The following is an 18,256-nucleotide window of genomic DNA, read 5'->3' as shown; positions in this document are numbered from 1 at the left end:
GATTGACCGGTGAATGCATCAGCCGGCGCCGCCACGGCCGTGGCTTCGGCTACCGACATCCGGACGGCTCGGCCGTCACGGACCGGGAAACCCTGGACCGACTCCGCGCCCTGGCCATTCCCCCGGCGTGGCGGGACGTCTGGATCTGCCCGTGGCCCAACGGCCACATCCAGGCCACCGGCACCGACGACGCCGGCCGCAAGCAGTACCTCTACCACGACCAGTGGCGGGAGGACCGCGACCGACAGAAGTTCGACCGCGTGCGGAAACTGTCCGCGAAGCTGCCGGCGCTGCGCCGGCAGGTCGGCGACGACCTGGCGGCCGGCGGCTTCGCCCGGCAGCGGGTCACGGCTGTCGCCCTGCGCATGCTGGAGCAGGGCGTGTTCCGCGTCGGCAACGACGAGTACGTCGAGTCCAACGGCACCTACGGGGTTTCCACGCTGTTGCGGGACCACGTCACGGTCCGCGGCGAACGGGTGGAGTTCCGCTTTCCGGCCAAGGGCCAACAGGAACGCCGCGTGGCCCTGGAGGATCCCGACCTGGCCAAGGCGGTGTCCTCGTTGCGGCGCGCCCGCACCGGCAGCGACCGGCTCCTGATGCATCGTGACGGCAGGCAATGGCGGCCCCTGGACGCCCAGGACGTCAACGAGCGGCTGCACGAACTGGTCGACGACGACTTCACCGCCAAGGACCTCCGCACCTGGAACGCCACCGTGCTGGCCGCCGTGATCCTCGCCGGCCGCAAGGGCCGGGGCGGCAAGCGTGTCGCGATCCGCGAGATGTTCAAGGAAGTCGCCGCGCACCTGGGCAACACCCCGGCCATCGCCCGCAAGTCCTATGTGGACCCTCGGGTGGTTCTCGCCTTCGAGCGGGATCGGACCATCGGCCCGAGCACGGATCTGGACCGCGTGGAGCGGGCGGTCGCCCGGTTGCTGGCCCGCACCGGCTTCGACGACTGAGGACGTCGCCGCGGGGTTGCGGCGGCGTCGAACCCGGACATCGGCCCCGCCGCCAGCCCGGCGGCCCTGCCAACAGGAAACGAGCTAGGCCGGGGGTCGGCGGGCGCTCTCGGCGATGGCCTGGAGGGCGGCGATGTGCTCGGCCAGGGTTTCACGTCCGGTGTCGGTGAGGTTGAGCCAGGTTCGCGGCCGCTTGCCGACGTAGCCCTTGCGGACCGCGACGTAGTCGTTCTTGGACAAGGTCGTGACCTGTTTGGACAGTGCGGAGTCGGTGAGGCCCACCGAGTCGCGGACGAAGCCGAACTCGGCCCAGTCCGCGGCGGCGAGCAGCGCGACGATGGCCAGCCGGGTCGGGTCCAGCAGGAGTTGGTCGAGCTCGGCCACCGCTCAGTCCTTCTCTTGCCGGCGCAGCAGCCACAGCTGGAACCGGGGTCCGAGGACGATGATGTAGAACGCCGCCAGCGCCCCGTAGTAGATCGCCGCGTGGGGCACGTGCAGCAGCGGAATGACCACGGCCACGGCCAACGAGAGGACGATCACGGGCGCGACGCGCGGCAGGTTCCAGCGGAAGGCGGACGGCAGGCTGCGGCCGGACACCGCGACCGACCGCCCGAGCAGGCTGCCGCCGACCCGGGTGCGCAGCACGACGAACAGCGCCAGCGCGACCACCACCAGGACCCAGGTCAGCCAGGGCACTGTCGTCGGGGCCAGGTCGACGGTCACGGCGTAGCCGAGCACGAGCAGGCCGCCGAAGATCGAGACCCAGCGGGGACCCACCAGGGATGTGAGCACCTGCTCCCGGCTCGCGCGGACCGCGCGCAGCGCCGCCGCCGCCTCGTCCGGCGTCGGTTTGTCCTCCGGCTCGTTCACGGTGACATCCCCTCTCCACTCCTCGGCAAGTACTTGCCTGAAGAGAAAGTACCTCGCCCTTTCCTCTCAGGCAAGTACTTGCCTAGCGTGTAGCCCCGCGGTCATGGCCACCGCACATGAACACGGACCATCGCCCTCGCCGCCGGCGATTCCCGGGATCAACCGGTTGACGCGCCCGGCCGTCGGCCGCGCCTACCGGCCGGGCCTACGCGGGGAAGGCTACGACGACGTCGAGTCCGAACAACCGCGCCGGTGCTCCCGGATGACCGCTGGTCAGGGGCGCGCTACGTACGCGGCGGCATGGCTACGTAGACCGGCCCGCCACCACCGGTGAGGTGAGCAGATTCACCGATAGCCGACCGCCGGGCGGCTGGTGGAGAGTCTGGAGCGGAAGGTTCACCCGACGCGGATTCCGTTGGAGGTGTGATGTGGATGATCAGAGTCTGCCGCGCTCGATCGGCAGGGCGTTCTCGGTCTTCTCGGCGTTGCAGGAGGCGAGCGGGCCGCAGCGCCTGACCGAGTTGAGTCTGCGCACGGGACTGGCCAAGTCGACCACCCACCGCATGCTGTCCGCGCTGACGTCGGTCGGCCTGGTGGGACGGGTGGGCGACTACTACCAGCCGGCCCAGGGCTCCCCGCCCCCGAGATCCGACCTCGACCACGAGACGCTCCGGCGCCTGGCCCCGTTCCTCGGCGACCTGCTGGTGCGGACCGGCATGACGGCGAGCCTGGCGGTGCTCGCCGGCACGGACGTGGAGTTCGTGCACCGCGTCTACAGCCACCACGACGCCCATAGCCCGAGTGACAGCACCGGCCGGGTCAGGGCGCTGCGGTCCGCCGCCGGCCGGCTGTTGCTGGCCTACGACGAGGCCGCGGTGCGCGGCCTGGTCCGGCAGGACGAGCTGGACGCCACCGAGGTGGCGAGGCTGGGCCGTGATCTGCTGCGGATCCGGCGACGCGCCTTCGCGGAGCTGACCGGCCCGCACGGCACCACCTGCCTGGCGGTGCCGGTGCGGCTGCCGGGTTGCCCGACGATCGCCTTGGTGGCCAAGGGAATGAGCGGGCAGATCGACCGCGACCGCACCCTGCTCTGGCTGCGGCGGGTGTCGGACGCGGCGATGCGCGACGTCTGCTGTGTGGCCTAGGAGTGCGCTGAACAACCGGCGGGTCTCCTCCCGGACCGGCGGTAGCCGGGCTGGGAGGATCAGTGGGTGCGAGGTGTCGGCAATCCTGATCCGGAGTTGATGGACGCCGCCGCCGGGTGTCGGGTTGCGTGCCCCTCCAGCGGCGAGCACACTGGCTGGTGGCGGGAAGCACGACCACTTGTCGACCCCACGGGGTCTGACCCAAATTGGCACGTAAGAGGCCGTCGTGGCGTCCTTCCCGCCCCAAACCACCCTTGTTCAGCACACTCCTAACCGTTGCGGTGGTCGACCACCCAGGCGGCGAGTTGCGCGCGGGAGTTGAAGTCGAGCTTCTTGAGCACGTTGGCCAGGTGCTTCTCCGCGGTGCGGGTGGAGATCCCCAGCCGGGCGGCGATCTCCTTGTTGGCCAGGCCCAGCGTGACCAGTTCGGCCACCTCGTGCTCCCGGTAGGTCAGCGGTGTCCCGGTGGTCGCGGCCGGCGCGGCGGACGCGGCTTTCTCTTCGAGGCCATAGGCGACGGCCTGATCGAGTTCGAGCGCGGCGCCGCGCTCGAAGGCGGTCGTGAAGGCACGGTCGCCGAGAACGCGGCGGGCCTGCTGCTCGCACGCCACACGTGAGGCGACGTAGTGCCGATAGCCGAACTGAGGCTGGCCGTCGACCAGGGACCACATCCGGTGGGCCGCGCCCATCAGCACCGCGGCCCGCTCCTGCTCGCCGGACGCGCCGTCGATCCAGGCCAGCCGCTCGACCCGCACCGCCGCGCTCATGATGTCGTTGAACAGGCGCATGACGCGAAGGCCTTCCTTCGCGTACACACGCGCCTGGGTCAACTCGCCCCGCGCCGATTCGGCCACGGTGAGGCTGTAGAGCGCATAGGACCGGGCCCATTGCTCGCCATGCCCCTCGCACAGTTCACGGGCATGTCGCCCCAATGTGACGGCGCGTTCGACGTCGCCCCGGAAAGCGACGACGATGGCGAGCGTGACATAAGCCAGAATCACGGAGCCGTTCAGTACGTCCAGAGCGTGGAAGCGCGCTAACGCCTCCTCCAACAGGGCCTGCGCACGCGGCAGATCATCGGTGAACCGCGCGATGAGCCCCTGCACGAACAACGCGTGCACCAGCGTGGTCTCGTCCCCGTGCGCCAGCGCCCAGTCCCGGCACTCCCGCGCCATGGTCGTGGCGGCCGAGAATCCCCCTTGCATCGTGGTGATGTGGGCGTTGGCGCGCAGGGCGTTGGCCCGTTGCCGGCTCGGCTCGGTGTCCAGGGCCAGGGCCCGGTCCAGCCAGTGCCGTCCCTCGGCCGCGAAGCCGCAGCCGAACCAGTAGAAGTGCAGGGCGGCGGCCAGCCGCAGGCCGGTCCGGGACTCGCCGGGGGTGGTCAGGCAGCACTCCAGGGCCAGGCGCAGGTTGGGGTGGGCGGACCGGGTGCGGGCGGCCACCTGAAGCTGGGTGGGGCCGAACCACTCCGCCTCGCCCCGTTCGGCCAACCGCAGGAAGTAGTCCCGGTGCCGCAGCCGCAGCGTGGCCTCCGCCCCGGCCGCCCGCAGCCGGTCGCGCCCGTAGTGGCGAAGGGTGTCCAGCAGCCGGTACCGCGCCCAGTCGGCCTGCTCCTGGTCCTCCCTGATCAGGATCGACTTGTCCACCAGCCCGACCAGCAGGTCCAGCACCTGGTCCCGGTCGATGCCGTCGCCGTCGCACACCGCTTCGGCCGCGTCCAGGTCGAACCCGCCGGCGAACACGGACACCCGCGCCCACAGCTGCTGTTCGGCCGGCGAGCACAACTCGTAGCTCCAGTCGACCACCGCCCGCAGCGTCTGATGGCGGGGCAACACCGTCCGGCTGCCCCCGCGCAGGAAGCAGAAGCGGTCGTCCAGCCGATTCAGGATCTGCTCCGGCGACAGCACCCGCAGCCGCGCCGCGGCGAGCTCGACGGCCAGCGGCAGGCCGTCCAGCTGATGGCAGATCCGGGCGATCGTCGTGTGGTTGGCGGCGGTGAGCGTGAAGTCGGGCCGCACGAGAGTGGCCCGCTCCATGAACAGCCGCATCGCGTCGTTGCCGACCAGGTCGCCGGGCTGCCGCGGGCGTTGCGGGTCCGGCACCGGCAGCGGGGGCACCGCGAGGACCTGCTCGCCGGGCGTGGACAGCGCGTGCCGGCTGGTGGCCAGGATCCGCAGCCCCGGGGCCGCCGGGAGCAGCTCGGCCGCCAGCCCCGCGCACCGGTCCGCGAGGTGCTCGCAGTTGTCCAGCACGAGCAGCAGCTCGCGGTCGCGCAGGTAGCCGATCACCACCTCCCGTGGCGAGCGGGCGGACTGGTCCCGCAGCCCCACGCTGTCGGCCACGGTCTGCTCCAAAAGGGCGTGGTCCTGCAACGAGGCCAGCTCGACCAGCCACACGCCGTCGACGAACTCCTGGCGCATGTTGGCCGCCACCCGCAGCGCCAGCCGCGTCTTGCCCACCCCACCGGCCCCGGTCAACGTGACCAGTCGAGCCGCGGACAGCAGTCGCGCGGCCTCGACGACCTCCCGGCGGCGGTCCACGAAACTGGTGACCTCGGCGGGGAGGTCACCCCCACGCCGCATCATCTCGGCATCCGGCATCAGAGATCCCATGTTCGCAGGGGCCATGGTCCACCGGGTCCGCGGTGGAACAACCTTCCCCCGATCTCCTACCATGCCGCCGCCGTCCGGCGGAGTCGCCCGGCCTGGTCGAACTCCAACGGGCGAACGTCGCCGCGCGCCCGGCGTCGGCCCTGTTCCACCTCATGGAACAGCGGTGTCGGGAGCCGGAACGGACGGATAGCGTCCACGAAAAACCGCCGGCGGACAACAAGAACGGTATCGTGTCGAGCATTCTCTGGGCTCCACGTTTGTCGAATGATCCGACTTTCTCCACGAGGTCCACCAGGCAGGGTCGTCCGAAGCGCACGATCTGACTAAGGAGCATCTCCGTGGCCCGCAACCACATCGACGGACAATGGCTGGACAGCGCCACCAGAACCGATTCCCTCAGCCCGGCGAGCGGCAAGTCGCTCGGCACGTACGCCGACGGCGGCGCCGAGGAGGCGACCGCCGCCGTCGACGCGGCCCGCCGGACGTTCGACACCACCGACTGGGCCCACGACCGCCAGCGTCGGGCCCGCGTGCTGCGCGAGATGGCCGACGCGCTGGAGAGCCACCGCGACGAAGTGATCACCTCGCTGGCCACGGAGAACGGCAAGATCCTCGCCGAGGCCGCGTTCGAGGTGGACCTGGCCATCCCGAAGCTGCGCTACTACGCCGGGCTGGCGCTGTCGGACCTCGGCGGGTCGGCCGAGGTGGCGCCGGACCTCTACTCGTTCTCGCTGCGCCAGCCCATGGGCGTCGCGGCGATCATCGTGCCGTGGAACGCGCCGGTGGTGCTGGCCATCCGGGGGTTCGCCCCGGCGCTGGCGGCCGGCTGCACCGTGGCGATGAAGATGCCCGGGCAGACCGGCCTGACCAACGGGCTGCTGCTGGAGCTCATGACCTCCGCGCCGAGCCTGCCGCCGGGCGTGCTCAACTCGTTCACCGAGTCCGGCAACACCGGCGCGCCGGTGCTGGTCGGCGACCCGCGGGTGAACGTGATCAGCTACACCGGCAGCACCGTGGTCGGCCGGCAGATCATGCGCGACGCCGCGGCCAACCTCACCCCGGTGTCGCTGGAGCTGGGCGGCAAGACCCCGATGGTGGTCTTCGACGACGCCGACCTGGACGCGGTGGCCCCGGTGCTGGCCAAGGGGATCACGACCTTCGCCGGCCAGTTCTGCATGGCCGGCAGCCGCATCCTGGCCCAGCGCGGCATCGCCCCGCGGCTGCGCGAGCGGGTGGTGGACCTGCTGCGGGCGGTCCGGGTCGGGCCCGGCGACGATCCGGCCAGCGACATGGGGCCGATGATCGACAAGGCCAACGTGGCGCGGGTCGACCGGCTCGTCGAGTCCGCCCTCGCCTACGCGACGCCGCTGGTGCGGGGCGGGGTGCCGACCGATCCGCACCTGGCCGACGGCGCCTACCACCTGCCGACCCTGCTGGAGGTCGAGGGCACCGACAACGACCTCGTGCAGAAGGAGGTGTTCGGGCCGGTCGGCACCTTCGAGGTCTTCGACGACGAGGACGACGCCGTCGCCCGGGCCAACGCCACCGAGTACGGCCTGGCCGCGAGCGTGTGGAGCCGGGACGTGGACCGCCCGCTGCGGGTGGCGCGCCGCATCGACGCCGGCACGGTGTGGACCAACACCTGGGGCCTGGTCAACGACCAGTTCGAGGAGGGCGGCTTCAAGCACAGCGGCACGGGCCGGCTCAACGGCCTGCGCGCGCTGGCCGAGTTCCAGGAGATCAAGCACCTGATGCAGCCGGTCGGCCGGCGCTGACCCCGACAGCACGAGCGCAGGCGACGAGGGCGATGGTCGGCAGTCCATCGCCCTCGTCGCATGTGGACAGTCGCGGGTGGACCTCGGGAGACAGTGTCCACAGCCGCGTTGTCATGGCTCAGATGGCGCGGCCCTGGTAGTGCAGGACCTGATCCTTGTCGGTGTTGTTGCGCTTGGCGACGACGCGGATGTCAGCCGCGCGATGATGTCCTCGTCGATCCGGTACAGGTCGGCGAGCTCGTTGTCGGTGCGGTGGCGGATGTTGTCGTCCGACAGCATCCAGACGGTCACCACCTCGATGCCCAGCTCCGCACACCAGGCGAGGACCTCGGGGATCTTCGCGAATCCGGTGCGGTGCCCATCGGCGACCGAGGCCAGGCCGCGGCGACGAGCCCACCTTCTGTTGCCGTCCAACACGATTCCCAGATGACGGGGCGCCCCGCCCGTCGGCGCGTTCTTCGACGCGAAGCGGGCGGCTGCTAGCTCAGTCATGAGTCGGTCTCCGATCATGGCGAGGGCTTCCTCGATCAGGATCCACCCGGCGCGCGGCGGCGGGCTATGCGTGAATCTACGAACATGGTCACGTAGCGGGGAATACGTAGCCAAGCGGCGGACCACCCAGTGGCACAGGACGTTGCCGATGTCCGTCGGTCAGCTCGGTGTCCCACGCGCGAACGTCAACCGTGACGACCGCGCCCCCGGTGACGGCAGCTGTCACCGGGGGCGCGGTCGGCCGGGCTGCGTGTCATCGATGCAGTTCCCGCAGGCCGTCGAACATGGACTGGTAGACCGCGATGATGAAGTTCATCGTCTCGGTCGGCGTGGTGTCGCGCGGTTCGAGCGTGGCCGACCAGGTGAGCAGGCAGCGCTCGGCCGACAGTTCGCTCACCGCCATGGTCGCCAGATAGCCGTCCTGCATGGGGAAACCGCTGGTGTCCGGCATCGAGTAGGTCAGGCGCATCGTGTCCTGGTCGATCGCCTCCAGCCGCTCCTGATACTGGAACGGCTGGCCGGTCGGGTCCTTCGCGACCAGGGTGCGGTAGCGACCGTCCACTGTGCACTCGATGACGGCCGGGCAGTAGCGGCCCACCGAGCCGAAGTCGGAGATGGTCCGCCAGAGGTTGCGCGCGGAGTCCTCGAACGATTGAGCAACCGTGCATTCCATGACGTCTCCTAGAGCAGTCCGACGACGGGGTCGCCGCCGCACAGATTGGCCCCGTAGATGTGTTGCGCCATCAGGGGAAGCAGCATGCCGTGGCGGGTGCCGGTCTCGCAGTCGCGCCAGTAGCGCTGCACGGGGTTGGCCTCGGCGAACGCGGACGCGCCCTGGGCGTCGAGCAGGAGCTCGATGGCCTCGCGGCTCTGCCGCAGGGCCCAGCCGGTGTCCATGCGCAGCTGCGCCCGCTCGTGGTCGGTGAGGCGCTCGTGCCGTTCGTTGCGGTAGTCGGAGACGGCGGCCGCCCGCAGCAGGTGCAGCTCGGCGGTGTCGATCTTGGTAGCGGCTTCGGACACCTGAAGCTGCACGGTGGCGACGTCGCGGGCCCGCTCGGCGAGGGTGAAGGTGTTGCGCTTGCCCTGGCGGATCTGGCCGAGCGTCAGCTCCAGCGCCGCCTTGGCCATGCCGACGTAGGGGCCGATGACGTAGAGGATGAGCGCGGCGGCGAAGCCGGCCTGGTACAGCGGAGCGTCGTTGTCCGGGCGCACCGCGCCGCTGTCGATCCCGACCACGTCGAGGATGCGGTGGCCGGGAATGAACAGGTCCTTGCCGACCAGCGTGTTGCTGCCGCTGGCCCGCATGCCCGTGGTGTGCCAGGTGTCCCTGATCGTCAGCTCCCGCATGGGCACCAGACCCATGCCGGGCCGGGGCGGCGTGCCGTCGCCGCTGAAGACGGGCACGCCGACGAGCGCGTAGTCGGCGTGCAGGCATCCGGTGGAATAGCGCCATTCCCCGGTCACGCGGACGCCGTCGCCCTCCGGCCGCACGTCCTCGGGGATGGCCACGACCGCGCAGAACCGCGGGGCGGCCCCGTCGGCCCAGATCTCGTCGGTGGTCCGGCGGGGGTACAGGCCGGCCATCCACTGGCACGCCGACATGATGCCCAGCGTCCAGCCGGTGGCCCCGCAGCCGCGGCCGATCTCGATGGACGCCCGCACGAACTCGGTCAGCGTCCGCTCGTCACCGCCGTAGGCGGCCGGCCGGCTGGCCGAGTACAGGCCGCTGTCGACGAGCGCGGCGATGACCTCGTCGGTGACGCGGCGATTGCGCTCGGCGTCGGGCGCCTGGGCACGCAACAGCGGCACCAGCGCGGCGGCGGCCTTGGTGAACGTGTCCTCGGCGGGAATGTCGGTGACGGTCAGCATGTCCCCTCCTTGCTGGAATCGGCGTACGCGGCCAGTTCGCGAACGAAGTCGTTGAGGAAGTCCTGCATGTAGCGCCGCCAGTGCCCGCCGCGCCACGGAACCTTGGCGTAGAAGGTGCTTTCCCAGTGCAGGACGCCGTCGGTGACGGTGCCGGTGCCCACGTACCGCCAGAACGGCAGGCCGGACAGCAGCCGGTAGCGCAGCAGCCGGTCGGGCTGCACCTCGGTGATCTCGGATCGGGTGGTGCGCCCGCGGAACCAGAAGGCGCGGATCGCGCCCGGGCCCTCGCGGTCGGCGGCCCCGGTCCGCTCCAGTCGGAACGCGTCCACCGACGAGCACCAGTCGGCCCAGGTGGCGCCGTCGGCCATCAGAGCGAAGATCTTCTCCGGCGGCACGGTGATCGGTGTGGACGCTACGGCACGTTGTTTGAACATCACAACTCTCCCGGTGCGTAGGCAGTGCTGAGCGGATCGGTCATGGCGAGCTCGGCCAGCACGAGGCCGAGCAGTGCGGAGCGGCCGTCGAGGATGGAGAAGTGCGTGCCGTCGTAGCGGCGGGCGCGCAGCGGCCGGTCCGTGTGGTGCTGCCAGTGCTCCATTTCGGCCGGCGCGACCAGGGTGTCGCGGTCGGCGGCGAAGGCACTGACGGGCAGCGGCAGTGGGGGGCGCGGATCGGGTCGGTAGCTTCGGTAGACGGCGGTGTCGGCGTGCAGCACGGCGCGCACGTGGGCGGCCAGGTCCGGGTCGTCGATCAGTTCCCTAGGTATGGCCCCGAGTTCGCTGAACACCACGAGTGGATCCCGGCCGCCGAGGTCGTAGGTCATGCGCCGGTTGTCCCAGCGGCTGGGCGCGGGCGCGGCCGACACCAGCAGCGAGGCGGGCATCGCGGCGGCCCGGCCGTGGAGGGCCCGCGCGCACTCGTAGGCCAGCATCGCGCCGGCGCAGTGGCCGAAGAAGTGGGTCTCCCTTCCGTCGTCGTGCTCCGCCACGGCGTCGGCGATGTGGTCAAGGAGGGTGTTGAACCGGGTCAGCGGGGCTTCGCCGATCCTGTTCTCCCGCCCGGGCAGCTGCACGCCGACAAGCTCGATGTCGTCAGGCAGCAGGGGAATCCACCGCGCGTAGGGAGCGATGCCGCCGCCGGCAAAGGGAAAGCAGTACAGGCGACGCCGGGCCCGCGGCCGTGGCTGCAAGGGCAGCAGCCACGAGTCGAATTCGTCAGACATCGCTGCCTGCCGCGGTGGCGAGGGCGTGCGCGAGTTGCCGTGGGGTCGGGTGCTTCCAGATCGCGGTGGTGGGCACTTCCACACCGGCCGACGCGAGACGCTGCCGTAGTCGCATGGCGCCAAGGGAATCCAGTCCCAGGCTGATGAACGGCATGTTCGGCTGCGTGGCCGAGGGCCGGCGGCCGAGGATGTCCCCGACCTGCGCCCACAGGTACTCCGACCAGATGTGCACCCGCTCGGCCAGATCGGCCACCCGCAGGCGGTCGGCCAGCGAGTCGGGCGTCGCCGATGCCTCGGTCGTCGGAGTGGACAGCGGGGCGAACAGCGCGAGCGCGGCCAGCCCGGGTTGGTCGGCGAACCAGTGCTCGGCGTCCGCCCTGAAGACGCCGACGTGGGCGAAGTCATTGAGCAGAGCCACTTCCATCGCGTCCATGGCGTCGGCTGGGGTCAACGCGGCGTGTCCCTGGTCCTCGTAGGTCCGGGCGAGCCCGGTGCCGGCCCACAGTCCCCAGCCGATGCTGGTCGCCGGCAGGCCCTGCGCCCTGCGCCAGCCGGCGAGGCCGTCGAGCCAGGCGTTCGCCGACGCGTACGAGCCCAGCCCCGCGCTGCCGATCATGGCCGACATGGAGGAGAAGGTGACCCACCAGTCGAGCGCGATGTCGAGCGTGGCCTCGTGCAGCCGCCAAGCCCCGTCGACCTTCGACTGCCAGGTCGGCAGGAAGTCCGCCGGCGTGAGGCCGGCGATCGGTCCATCATGGACGGTCAACGCCGCGTGCAGCACGCCGCGCAGCGAGCACCCGTCCGCATTGGCCGCCGCCACAAGTTCCCGTGCGGTCTCCGGGTGCGCGATGTCCCCGCACACCACCGTCACCTGCGTGCCGCGTTCGCGCATCGCCGCGATGACAGCCGCAGCGGTGTCGTTCGGGGCCGAACGGCCGTTCAACACGATCCGGCCCGCGCCCTTCTTGCTCAACCACTGGGCGGCGTGCAGGCCAACCGCGCCGAGACCGCCGGTGATGAGGTACGCCCCATCGGGGCTGACCACTGTGGACGGTTCGGTGTCGCGTGGGAGAGCCGGCGCCACCTGAGCCAGGAACCGGATTCCCGAGCGCCACGCGACCACGCTGGCGTCCGTGCTCGAGGCGAGTTCGGCCAGCAGGTCCGCCACCGCGGATTCACCGCGGCCGGGATCGACCAGGGTGGCCCGCAGTTCGGGATGTTCGTGCCGCAGCACGTGGACGATGGCCGGCACACCGGCCTGGTCCAGATCCGTGTGGTCGGTCGGCAGCACGCCGTGCGCATTCGAGGCGACGACCCACAACCGCGGGGCTCGCCCCGGACTCTCGACGACACAGGCCCGCGCCGTCGCCGCGACCAGCGTGGCCAACTCCCTGGCCCGCTGCGGTGACGGCGTCGCCACGGCCGGCGGCAGCAGGAGGAGCACGTTGGCATCGCCGGGCCGGCGGGCGACCGAGCGCGCGAGCTCTTCGCCGAACCGGGAGTTTTCCTCCACGGACAACGGTGTGTCGAGCAACTCGGCCGCGCGCAGCAGGGCTGCGGCTTCCGCGGCGCGTTGGTCGCCGGGCGACGCGCAGACGGTCCACGTGCCGGTCAGCTGCGCGCTCGGCCCCAACGGCGACGGCGTCCACGTCAGCTCGTGGAACAACGGGGTCAGGCGCTCCGGGCCCCGCGCGTAGCGGGCGAACCGCACCCCGCAGGCGTGCGCGATGAGGTCCCCGGCCTCGTCCAGCAGCCGGAATCCGCCCTGGAAACCGGAATCGTCGGGCAGCGGGGCAAGCTCGACCCGGCACTCGACGGCATCACGGGGATCGCCGACCAACCGCAGGTCGCCGAGCGCGATGGCCAGCGGCGCCACGTCGAGATCGTCGTGGGTGCACACCAGCGCGGCGCTGAGGGTCCGCAGGCAGGCGTCCAGCACGGCGGGGTGGACGTGGAAGCGCCGGTCCGCGCGCACACTGCCGGACACGACCAGCCGGCCACGGGCGAAGACACGGTCGCCTTCGGTGGCGATGTGGACGTCGTCCAGGAGCTGGAAGGCCGGACCGTAGGACACGCCGCGGCGATCGAGTTCCGCCGCGAGGGCCTCGGCGGTGACCGTCCGTTCGGCCCTGTGCCCGGACATCTCGTTGCTGTAGTTGGCCGCGCTCGCGATGCTCACCCGTGCCGTGGCGTGCACGGTCCAGGAGTCGTCACTCGAATCGAAGGACCGGATCGTGCAGTCGAGGTCTCCGTCGGCGCCGCGTTCGACGCTGGTGTAGACCGGCGTCGACGCGTCCAGCGGCAGCATCTGAACGACTTCCACGCCGGTGAGCGCGAGCTCTCGCGGCGGCCGGCCCAGCACTTCCGCACCGGCGGCGACAGCGATCTCCGCGAACGCCGCGAGCGGCGCCATCGCCTCACCGTGCACGGTCATTCCGGACAGCCACGGCACTGCGTCACGGCCCAGATCGGCCCGCCAGAACACACCGGTGGCCGGCGGCGGAGCGCACAACCGGGGGCCGAGGAACACATGCCCCTCGCCGCTACGGGCGGACGTGGCGAGATCGGGATGCGGGAGGGGAAGGTCGATCCAGTGGCGTTCGCGGTTCCAGGCCGTCACCGGCAGATCCGCGACCGTGCCGTGCCGTACTTCCGGCGACCAGTCCACCGGGACGCCGTGGGCCCACAGCGCACCGAGACCACGCTGGATGTCCCGAGGGCCGTCCTGACCGCGCACCAAGGTCGGCACCACCAGGGGTTCGACCCCGGCGTCGGTCAGGGTGCTGCGCATCGCCGAGGCCAGGCCCGGATGCGGTGATATCTCGACGAAGACGTCGAAACCGTCCCGCGCGGCGGCAACCAGGGCGTGCCGGAACCGCACCGGCTGGCGCATGTTGGCCGCCCAGTACGGGGCGTCGAAGTCGGGCGTGGCCCGCGGGTCGTCCAACACGGTGGTGTAGAAGGCGGGCAGCGTCGCGGCGGCCGGCGCCACGCGGACTTCCCGCAGGGATTCGATGAGTTCCGGGATGATCGGATCGACCATCGCGCTGTGCGAGGCCACATCCACCTTGATCAGCTTTGCCGGCACGCCGCGCGCGTTCCACCGCTCCACCAGAGCGTGCACCGCCGCGGTCGCCCCCGCGATGACCGTCGAGTCCGTGGCCGAGAGCACGGCGATCGACACGTCGTCGACACCGGCGAGCTCCTCGGCGACAACCTGCTCGTGCAGCCACACCACGGCCATGGCGCCCCGACCGGACAGACGGGCCAGCATGCGGGACCGGCGGCAGACCACTCGCACGCCGTCGGCCAGCGACAGGCGGCCCGACACCACGGCCGCCGCCACCTCGCCCATCGAGTGACCGATCACGGCGGCCGGCCGCACGCCCTGGGCCGTCCAACTCGCGGCCAGCGCGACCTGCATGGAGAACAGCGACGGCTGGAGGGTGGCGATGCCGGTGACCACCTCCTCGCCCGTGCACAACTGCTGGCGCAGCGAGAACCCGCCCTCGGCCCTGACCAACGGCTCCAGCTCGTCGATCGCCGCCGTGAACGCCGGGTCGACGTCGAGCAGCGACCGGCCCATGCCGGCCCACTGCGTGCCCTGCCCGGAGAACACCCACACCGGGCCGGCCACCCGTCCGAGCTGGGCGGTGGCCCGGGTGACGTCCGGCAGGTTCTCGGCCTGGTCCCGCACCGCCTTCAGCTGCTCGACCAGCTCGCCGGCACTGTCCGCGACCACGGCGAGCCGCTCGCTCAGCGGCGAACGACGCCGGGCCAGCGTGTGGGCGACGTCCCGCAGGGCGATCGAACCGGGCTCGACCAGCCGCTCGGCCAGCCGCCCGGCGGACTCCCGCAGGGCCTGGTCCGAGGCCGCCGACAGCACGAACACCCTTGGCCTGGCAGCGGCCGGCTCGGGTTCCGGCGCCGTCTGGTCGAAGCTCTCGACGATGGCGTGGGCGTTGGTGCCGCTGAAGCCGAAGCTGGACACCGCGGCGATCCGGGTGGGCCCGTCCACCGGCCACGGACCCACCTCCTGGGGGACGTACAGGCGGGTGTCGGCCGCGGGGATCTCCGGATTCCAGCGCCGGAAGTGCAGTGTGGGCACCACGGTGGCGTTCCGGACGCACAACACCGCCTTGATCAGGCCGGTGACGCCCGCGGCCGCCTCGAGGTGGCCGATGTTGGACTTGAGACTGCCCAGCGCGCAGCGGCCGAGATCACCGGAGCCGTACACGTCGGCCAGCGCCGAGAACTCGATCGGGTCCCCCACCGGCGTGCCCGGCCCGTGCGCCTCGACCATGCCCACCGCGGCCGCCGGCACGCCGGCCTTCTGCACGGCGGTGCGCAACAGGATGCGCTGCGCCTCGGCCGACGGCGTGGTCAATCCCCGCGAGCGGCCGTCCTGGTTGACCGCGGTGCCCTTGATGACGGCCAGCACCGGATCGCCGTCCCGCAGCGCGTCGTCCAGCCGCCGCAACACGACCATGCCCGCGCCCTCACCGCGCACGTATCCGTCGGCGGCGGCGTCGAACGGCCGGCACCGACCGGTCGACGACAGCATTCCCCATTGCGAGTAGGAAAGGCTGGCGTCCGGCGTGACCAGCACATTGGCCCCGCCGGCCAGCGCGATGTCACACTCGTCGGAATTCAGGCTCTGGCAGGCCAGGTGCACGGCGACCAATGAGGACGCGCACGCGGCGTCGATCGCCACCGACGGGCCACGCAATCCCAGCAGATACGATATCCGCCCGGCCGCCGTCGAATGCGCGGTGCCCGACGAGGTGTAGGGCTCGATCTCGTCGTACCGGCCGGCCATGCGCAGGAGATAATCGACGTGACACAAACCCGTGAACACGCCGACCGGCCGTCCTTCGAGGCCGCGCGGTGAGATCCCGGCCCTTTCCAGGGCCTCCCAGGCGATTTCCAGCATCAGCCGGGCCTGCGGATCCATCGCCCGGGCCTCCCGGGCGGAAATGCCGAAGAACTCCGCGTCGAATCCCGCGATGTCGTCGAGCAGCCCGGCCCAGCGGGAGGTCATCCGGCCGGGAACGTCCTGGTCGGGCGCATAGAAGGCGGCGACGTCCCAGCGGTCGTGCGGGCCTTCGCGAATAGCGTCCCGCCCGGTCCGCAGCAGTTGCCACAACGAATCGGGCCCGTCGACCCCACCGGGCAGACGGCACCCCACTCCCACAACAGCGATCGGCGACATGGTCACGGCCGACTCACTCGGCGATCGCGGTGCTGTAGAGCCACCGGAACACCGGATGGCCGCCGCCCGCGTCGTCGTGACCGCCGGTGAACTCGAAGTGCTCGTGCCGGGCGAAGTGATCCACCGTGATTCGGTCGGGCAGCGGATGCGACACGGTCACGGTCGCCACTGCCGGAAGATCGACCGGCCCTCCCTCGAGGAGAACGGTCCGCTGCACCATACGATCACCCAATGACATGACGACTCCCCACGAAGTAGGTGACGGAAAATCATGGGCGAAATATGTGCCGACTCATTTTCGCCCGCAATGTTCACTCACCATAGGGGCCTCGCCCGACGGTGCCCACGACGGTTCCACGCCATGGAACCGTCGCGCGCCCGCCGCACGGTCGCCAACGGCGGGAAGCCCTGAGCAGCATGATCACCGTGACCGGTGCATCCATTGTGGACAGTGATGGGGCTGGCCGGGCCGGCGTCGGGCTCGGCCCGGCGCACGGACGGCCACACGTGAGCCATGATCACACCCGCGCCTGGAGGTATGGCCGGCAGTGCCGATGTCGTGCACCTGCGGACATCCGGCACGGCGACGATTCGGCGTCGGCTGCTAGGGTTGCCGCCATCCCATGGAAACCTTGCATCTGCGCTATTTCGTGACAGTGGCCGAGGAGCTGAACTTCTCGGCGGCGGCCCGGCGGCTGCACATGGCGGCGTCGCCGCTGAGCCAGCGCGTCCGCGATCTGGAGCGGGAACTGGGTGTGCGGCTGTTCGACCGGGACACCCGCCGGGTCGAACTCACCCCGGCCGGCGCGGCGCTGCTGCCGATCGCGCGGGACGTCCTGGAGCAGTTCAACTCGATTCCCTGGCGGCTGCGGGAAACCACGCGACAGCACCGCGAACGGGTGCTGATCGGCATGCCGGTCGGCGTGCATCCGCTGCTGCGGTCGTGCGTCGCGATGCTCGGCGACCGGATCGGCGACCGCTACGACCTGCACCGGTGGCCGGGCCGGACCCAGACCCTGATCAACGAGGTCGGCCGGGGCAAGCTGGCGCTGGCGCTGGTCCGGATGCCGTTCAGCGACCCCCGGCTGGGGCACGTGTCCGTGCTGTCCGAGCCGATGGGCGCGGCGGTCCCGGCCGACCGGTTCGCGGGCCGGGAGGTCATCTCCCTGGCCGAGCTGGCCGACCTGCCCTTCGTGCCGCCGCCGCGGGACATCCGCGCCGCCTGTTTCGACGTGCTGGACTCGGAACTGGCCGAGCGGGGCATCCGCAAGCGCCTCACCGTCACCGACACCGGCTACGAGGGCGTGGCCGAGGTGATCTCCAGCGGGCTGGGCTTCGGCATCACCATCCTGGCCCCGGAAAGCCCCATTCACGGCTTCCTGGTCGGCAACGTCTCGGTGCTGCCCTTCGCCGACTTCGCGCCCCGGCTGGAAACCTGCCTGATCTGGCGCCGTGACCGGGCCGACGACGGCGATCTGGCGGAGATCATCCGGATCGCGCGCGACGTCTTCACCGCCGCCGACTGACCGGGCGGCGCGGGGAGAAGTCGTCCACCGCCTGGCACGACTTCTCCCCTGGAGCCACTAGCCCCAGAACCTCAGGGCCTGCCAACCCAACGACTGCTGGCCCGCCGTGTTGGCGTGACAGCCGTCAGCGATGAGCTCGTCGTTCTTGAGGTGGAAAGCGCCGGCGTACAACACCTTCTGCGTCCGGTCGGCGGCCGCCTGTCGGGCGAGGCTGTCCGTCGACTGTGGACCGTCGGCCCCGGCCAGTGGGCACGTGTGCCCGGGCTCGTACTGCGGCTGGCCGGTGATGTAGATCAGCGCGCCGGGGGCGGCGTGCAGGCGGGCGTTGGCGATCAGGGCCTTGACCTCGTCATAGGTCGCGCCCTGGGTGCCGATGCACACCTGCACCCACACCGCGGTCGGCTTGCCGAACTGGGCCGTCTGCGCGTCGAACTTCTGCCAGGCGGCCGAATTCGGGTCGGTCCAGGCCTGCACGATCAGGCCACCGGTCCCGTAAGGGCCCCACATCCGCTTGCCGCCGTCGGCGACGTAGCCCGTCGAGACGTTCTCAGCCATCGAACAGCCGATGAAGCCC

The 18,256-nt window shown here is 71.1% G+C and carries 15 protein-coding genes; 4 read left to right on the top strand and 11 right to left on the bottom strand.

Annotation, left to right across the window (positions count from 1 at the left end):
* Positions 1 to 2 precede the first annotated feature (2 nt).
* Positions 3 to 959, top strand: coding sequence for a DNA topoisomerase IB (locus ACIG5F_RS19835; RefSeq protein WP_396519348.1), 957 nt, complete (start codon positions 3 to 5; stop codon positions 957 to 959).
* An 84-nt stretch (positions 960 to 1,043) separates the two neighbouring features.
* Here ACIG5F_RS19835 and ACIG5F_RS19830 read toward each other — a convergent pair whose 3' ends face one another.
* Together ACIG5F_RS19830 and ACIG5F_RS19825 are read right to left on the bottom strand one after the other, a co-directional pair.
* Positions 1,044 to 1,343 (bottom strand): transcriptional regulator, encoded by a 300-nt coding sequence (locus ACIG5F_RS19830; protein WP_396519346.1) that lies wholly within the window; start codon positions 1,341 to 1,343, stop codon positions 1,044 to 1,046.
* Positions 1,344 to 1,346: 3 nt separating this feature from the next.
* The gene (locus tag ACIG5F_RS19825; protein ID WP_396519345.1) at positions 1,347 to 1,829 is read right to left on the bottom strand and encodes a hypothetical protein; all 483 of its coding nucleotides are present in this window, start codon (positions 1,827 to 1,829) and stop codon (positions 1,347 to 1,349) included.
* Between the two features lie 428 nt (positions 1,830 to 2,257).
* On the opposite strand from ACIG5F_RS19825, the gene ACIG5F_RS19820 reads away from it, so the two are divergent.
* Complete coding sequence (locus ACIG5F_RS19820; RefSeq protein WP_396519343.1) at positions 2,258 to 2,974, top strand: IclR family transcriptional regulator; 717 nt, start codon at positions 2,258 to 2,260, stop codon at positions 2,972 to 2,974.
* A 269-nt stretch (positions 2,975 to 3,243) separates the two neighbouring features.
* Here the strand turns inward: ACIG5F_RS19820 and ACIG5F_RS19815 are convergent, their stop codons facing one another.
* On the bottom strand, positions 3,244 to 5,574 hold the full coding sequence (locus tag ACIG5F_RS19815) for an ATP-binding protein (RefSeq protein WP_396519341.1): 2,331 nt from the start codon (positions 5,572 to 5,574) through the stop codon (positions 3,244 to 3,246).
* Positions 5,575 to 5,924: 350 nt separating this feature from the next.
* On the opposite strand from ACIG5F_RS19815, the gene ACIG5F_RS19810 reads away from it, so the two are divergent.
* Positions 5,925 to 7,361, top strand: a complete 1,437-nt coding sequence (locus tag ACIG5F_RS19810; protein WP_396519339.1) for an aldehyde dehydrogenase family protein — start codon at positions 5,925 to 5,927, stop codon at positions 7,359 to 7,361.
* 111 nt (positions 7,362 to 7,472) lie between these two features.
* On the opposite strand, the gene ACIG5F_RS19805 is transcribed toward ACIG5F_RS19810, so the two are convergent.
* From ACIG5F_RS19805 to ACIG5F_RS19775, 7 genes are all read right to left on the bottom strand, one after another.
* On the bottom strand, positions 7,473 to 7,853 hold the full coding sequence (locus ACIG5F_RS19805; RefSeq protein ID WP_396519338.1) for an undecaprenyl diphosphate synthase family protein: 381 nt from the start codon (positions 7,851 to 7,853) through the stop codon (positions 7,473 to 7,475).
* A gap of 253 nt (positions 7,854 to 8,106) precedes the next feature.
* Positions 8,107 to 8,526: an SRPBCC family protein gene (locus ACIG5F_RS19800; protein ID WP_396519336.1), complete on the bottom strand. Its 420-nt coding sequence runs from the start codon at positions 8,524 to 8,526 to the stop codon at positions 8,107 to 8,109.
* An 8-nt stretch (positions 8,527 to 8,534) separates the two neighbouring features.
* Positions 8,535 to 9,722 carry an acyl-CoA dehydrogenase family protein gene (locus tag ACIG5F_RS19795; protein ID WP_396519334.1) on the bottom strand — a complete coding sequence of 396 codons (1,188 nt, stop codon included), beginning with the start codon at positions 9,720 to 9,722 and terminating at the stop codon, positions 8,535 to 8,537.
* Positions 9,716 to 10,156 carry an SRPBCC family protein gene (locus tag ACIG5F_RS19790; protein WP_396519332.1) on the bottom strand — a complete coding sequence of 147 codons (441 nt, stop codon included), beginning with the start codon at positions 10,154 to 10,156 and terminating at the stop codon, positions 9,716 to 9,718. Before ACIG5F_RS19790 ends, ACIG5F_RS19795 begins: the two co-directional genes overlap by 7 nt.
* Positions 10,156 to 10,944 carry a thioesterase II family protein gene (locus ACIG5F_RS19785; RefSeq protein ID WP_396519330.1) on the bottom strand — a complete coding sequence of 263 codons (789 nt, stop codon included), beginning with the start codon at positions 10,942 to 10,944 and terminating at the stop codon, positions 10,156 to 10,158. The genes ACIG5F_RS19790 and ACIG5F_RS19785 overlap by 1 nt, the downstream gene beginning before the upstream one ends.
* Positions 10,937 to 16,156 (bottom strand): type I polyketide synthase, encoded by a 5,220-nt coding sequence (locus ACIG5F_RS19780; RefSeq protein WP_396519599.1) that lies wholly within the window; start codon positions 16,154 to 16,156, stop codon positions 10,937 to 10,939. Before ACIG5F_RS19780 ends, ACIG5F_RS19785 begins: the two co-directional genes overlap by 8 nt.
* A gap of 13 nt (positions 16,157 to 16,169) precedes the next feature.
* The gene (locus ACIG5F_RS19775; protein ID WP_396519597.1) at positions 16,170 to 16,376 is read right to left on the bottom strand and encodes a DUF5988 family protein; all 207 of its coding nucleotides are present in this window, start codon (positions 16,374 to 16,376) and stop codon (positions 16,170 to 16,172) included.
* Positions 16,377 to 16,779: 403 nt separating this feature from the next.
* On the opposite strand from ACIG5F_RS19775, the gene ACIG5F_RS19770 reads away from it, so the two are divergent.
* Entirely contained in the window at positions 16,780 to 17,682 is a 903-nt protein-coding gene (locus ACIG5F_RS19770) for a LysR family transcriptional regulator (RefSeq protein WP_396519328.1), read from the top strand.
* Positions 17,683 to 17,739: 57 nt separating this feature from the next.
* On the opposite strand, the gene ACIG5F_RS19765 is transcribed toward ACIG5F_RS19770, so the two are convergent.
* Positions 17,740 to 18,237 (bottom strand): hypothetical protein, encoded by a 498-nt coding sequence (locus ACIG5F_RS19765; protein WP_396519326.1) that lies wholly within the window; start codon positions 18,235 to 18,237, stop codon positions 17,740 to 17,742.
* Positions 18,238 to 18,256: the final 19 nt, after the last annotated feature.

The sequence above is a fragment of the Kutzneria sp. NPDC052558 genome (genome assembly GCF_044547355.1).
GTDB lineage: Bacteria > Actinomycetota > Actinomycetes > Mycobacteriales > Pseudonocardiaceae > Kutzneria.
This window is presented reverse-complemented; position numbering and strand designations above follow the sequence as displayed.

What these genes read in the sequence shown, in the direction of transcription:
- ACIG5F_RS19815 (WP_396519341.1), bottom strand. Translation starts at nt 5,574, where the DNA reads ATGCCGGATGCCGAGATGATGCGGCGTGGGGGTGACCTCCCCGCCGAG.
- ACIG5F_RS19805 (WP_396519338.1), bottom strand. Translation starts at nt 7,853, where the DNA reads ATGACTGAGCTAGCAGCCGCCCGCTTCGCGTCGAAGAACGCGCCGACG.
- ACIG5F_RS19800 (WP_396519336.1), bottom strand. Translation starts at nt 8,526, where the DNA reads ATGGAATGCACGGTTGCTCAATCGTTCGAGGACTCCGCGCGCAACCTC.
- ACIG5F_RS19795 (WP_396519334.1), bottom strand. Translation starts at nt 9,722, where the DNA reads ATGCTGACCGTCACCGACATTCCCGCCGAGGACACGTTCACCAAGGCC.
- ACIG5F_RS19790 (WP_396519332.1), bottom strand. Translation starts at nt 10,156, where the DNA reads ATGTTCAAACAACGTGCCGTAGCGTCCACACCGATCACCGTGCCGCCG.
- ACIG5F_RS19785 (WP_396519330.1), bottom strand. Translation starts at nt 10,944, where the DNA reads ATGTCTGACGAATTCGACTCGTGGCTGCTGCCCTTGCAGCCACGGCCG.
- ACIG5F_RS19780 (WP_396519599.1), bottom strand. Translation starts at nt 16,156, where the DNA reads ATGTCGCCGATCGCTGTTGTGGGAGTGGGGTGCCGTCTGCCCGGTGGG.
- ACIG5F_RS19775 (WP_396519597.1), bottom strand. Translation starts at nt 16,376, where the DNA reads ATGGTGCAGCGGACCGTTCTCCTCGAGGGAGGGCCGGTCGATCTTCCG.
- ACIG5F_RS19770 (WP_396519328.1), top strand. Translation starts at nt 16,780, where the DNA reads ATGGAAACCTTGCATCTGCGCTATTTCGTGACAGTGGCCGAGGAGCTG.
- ACIG5F_RS19765 (WP_396519326.1), bottom strand. Translation starts at nt 18,237, where the DNA reads ATGGCTGAGAACGTCTCGACGGGCTACGTCGCCGACGGCGGCAAGCGG.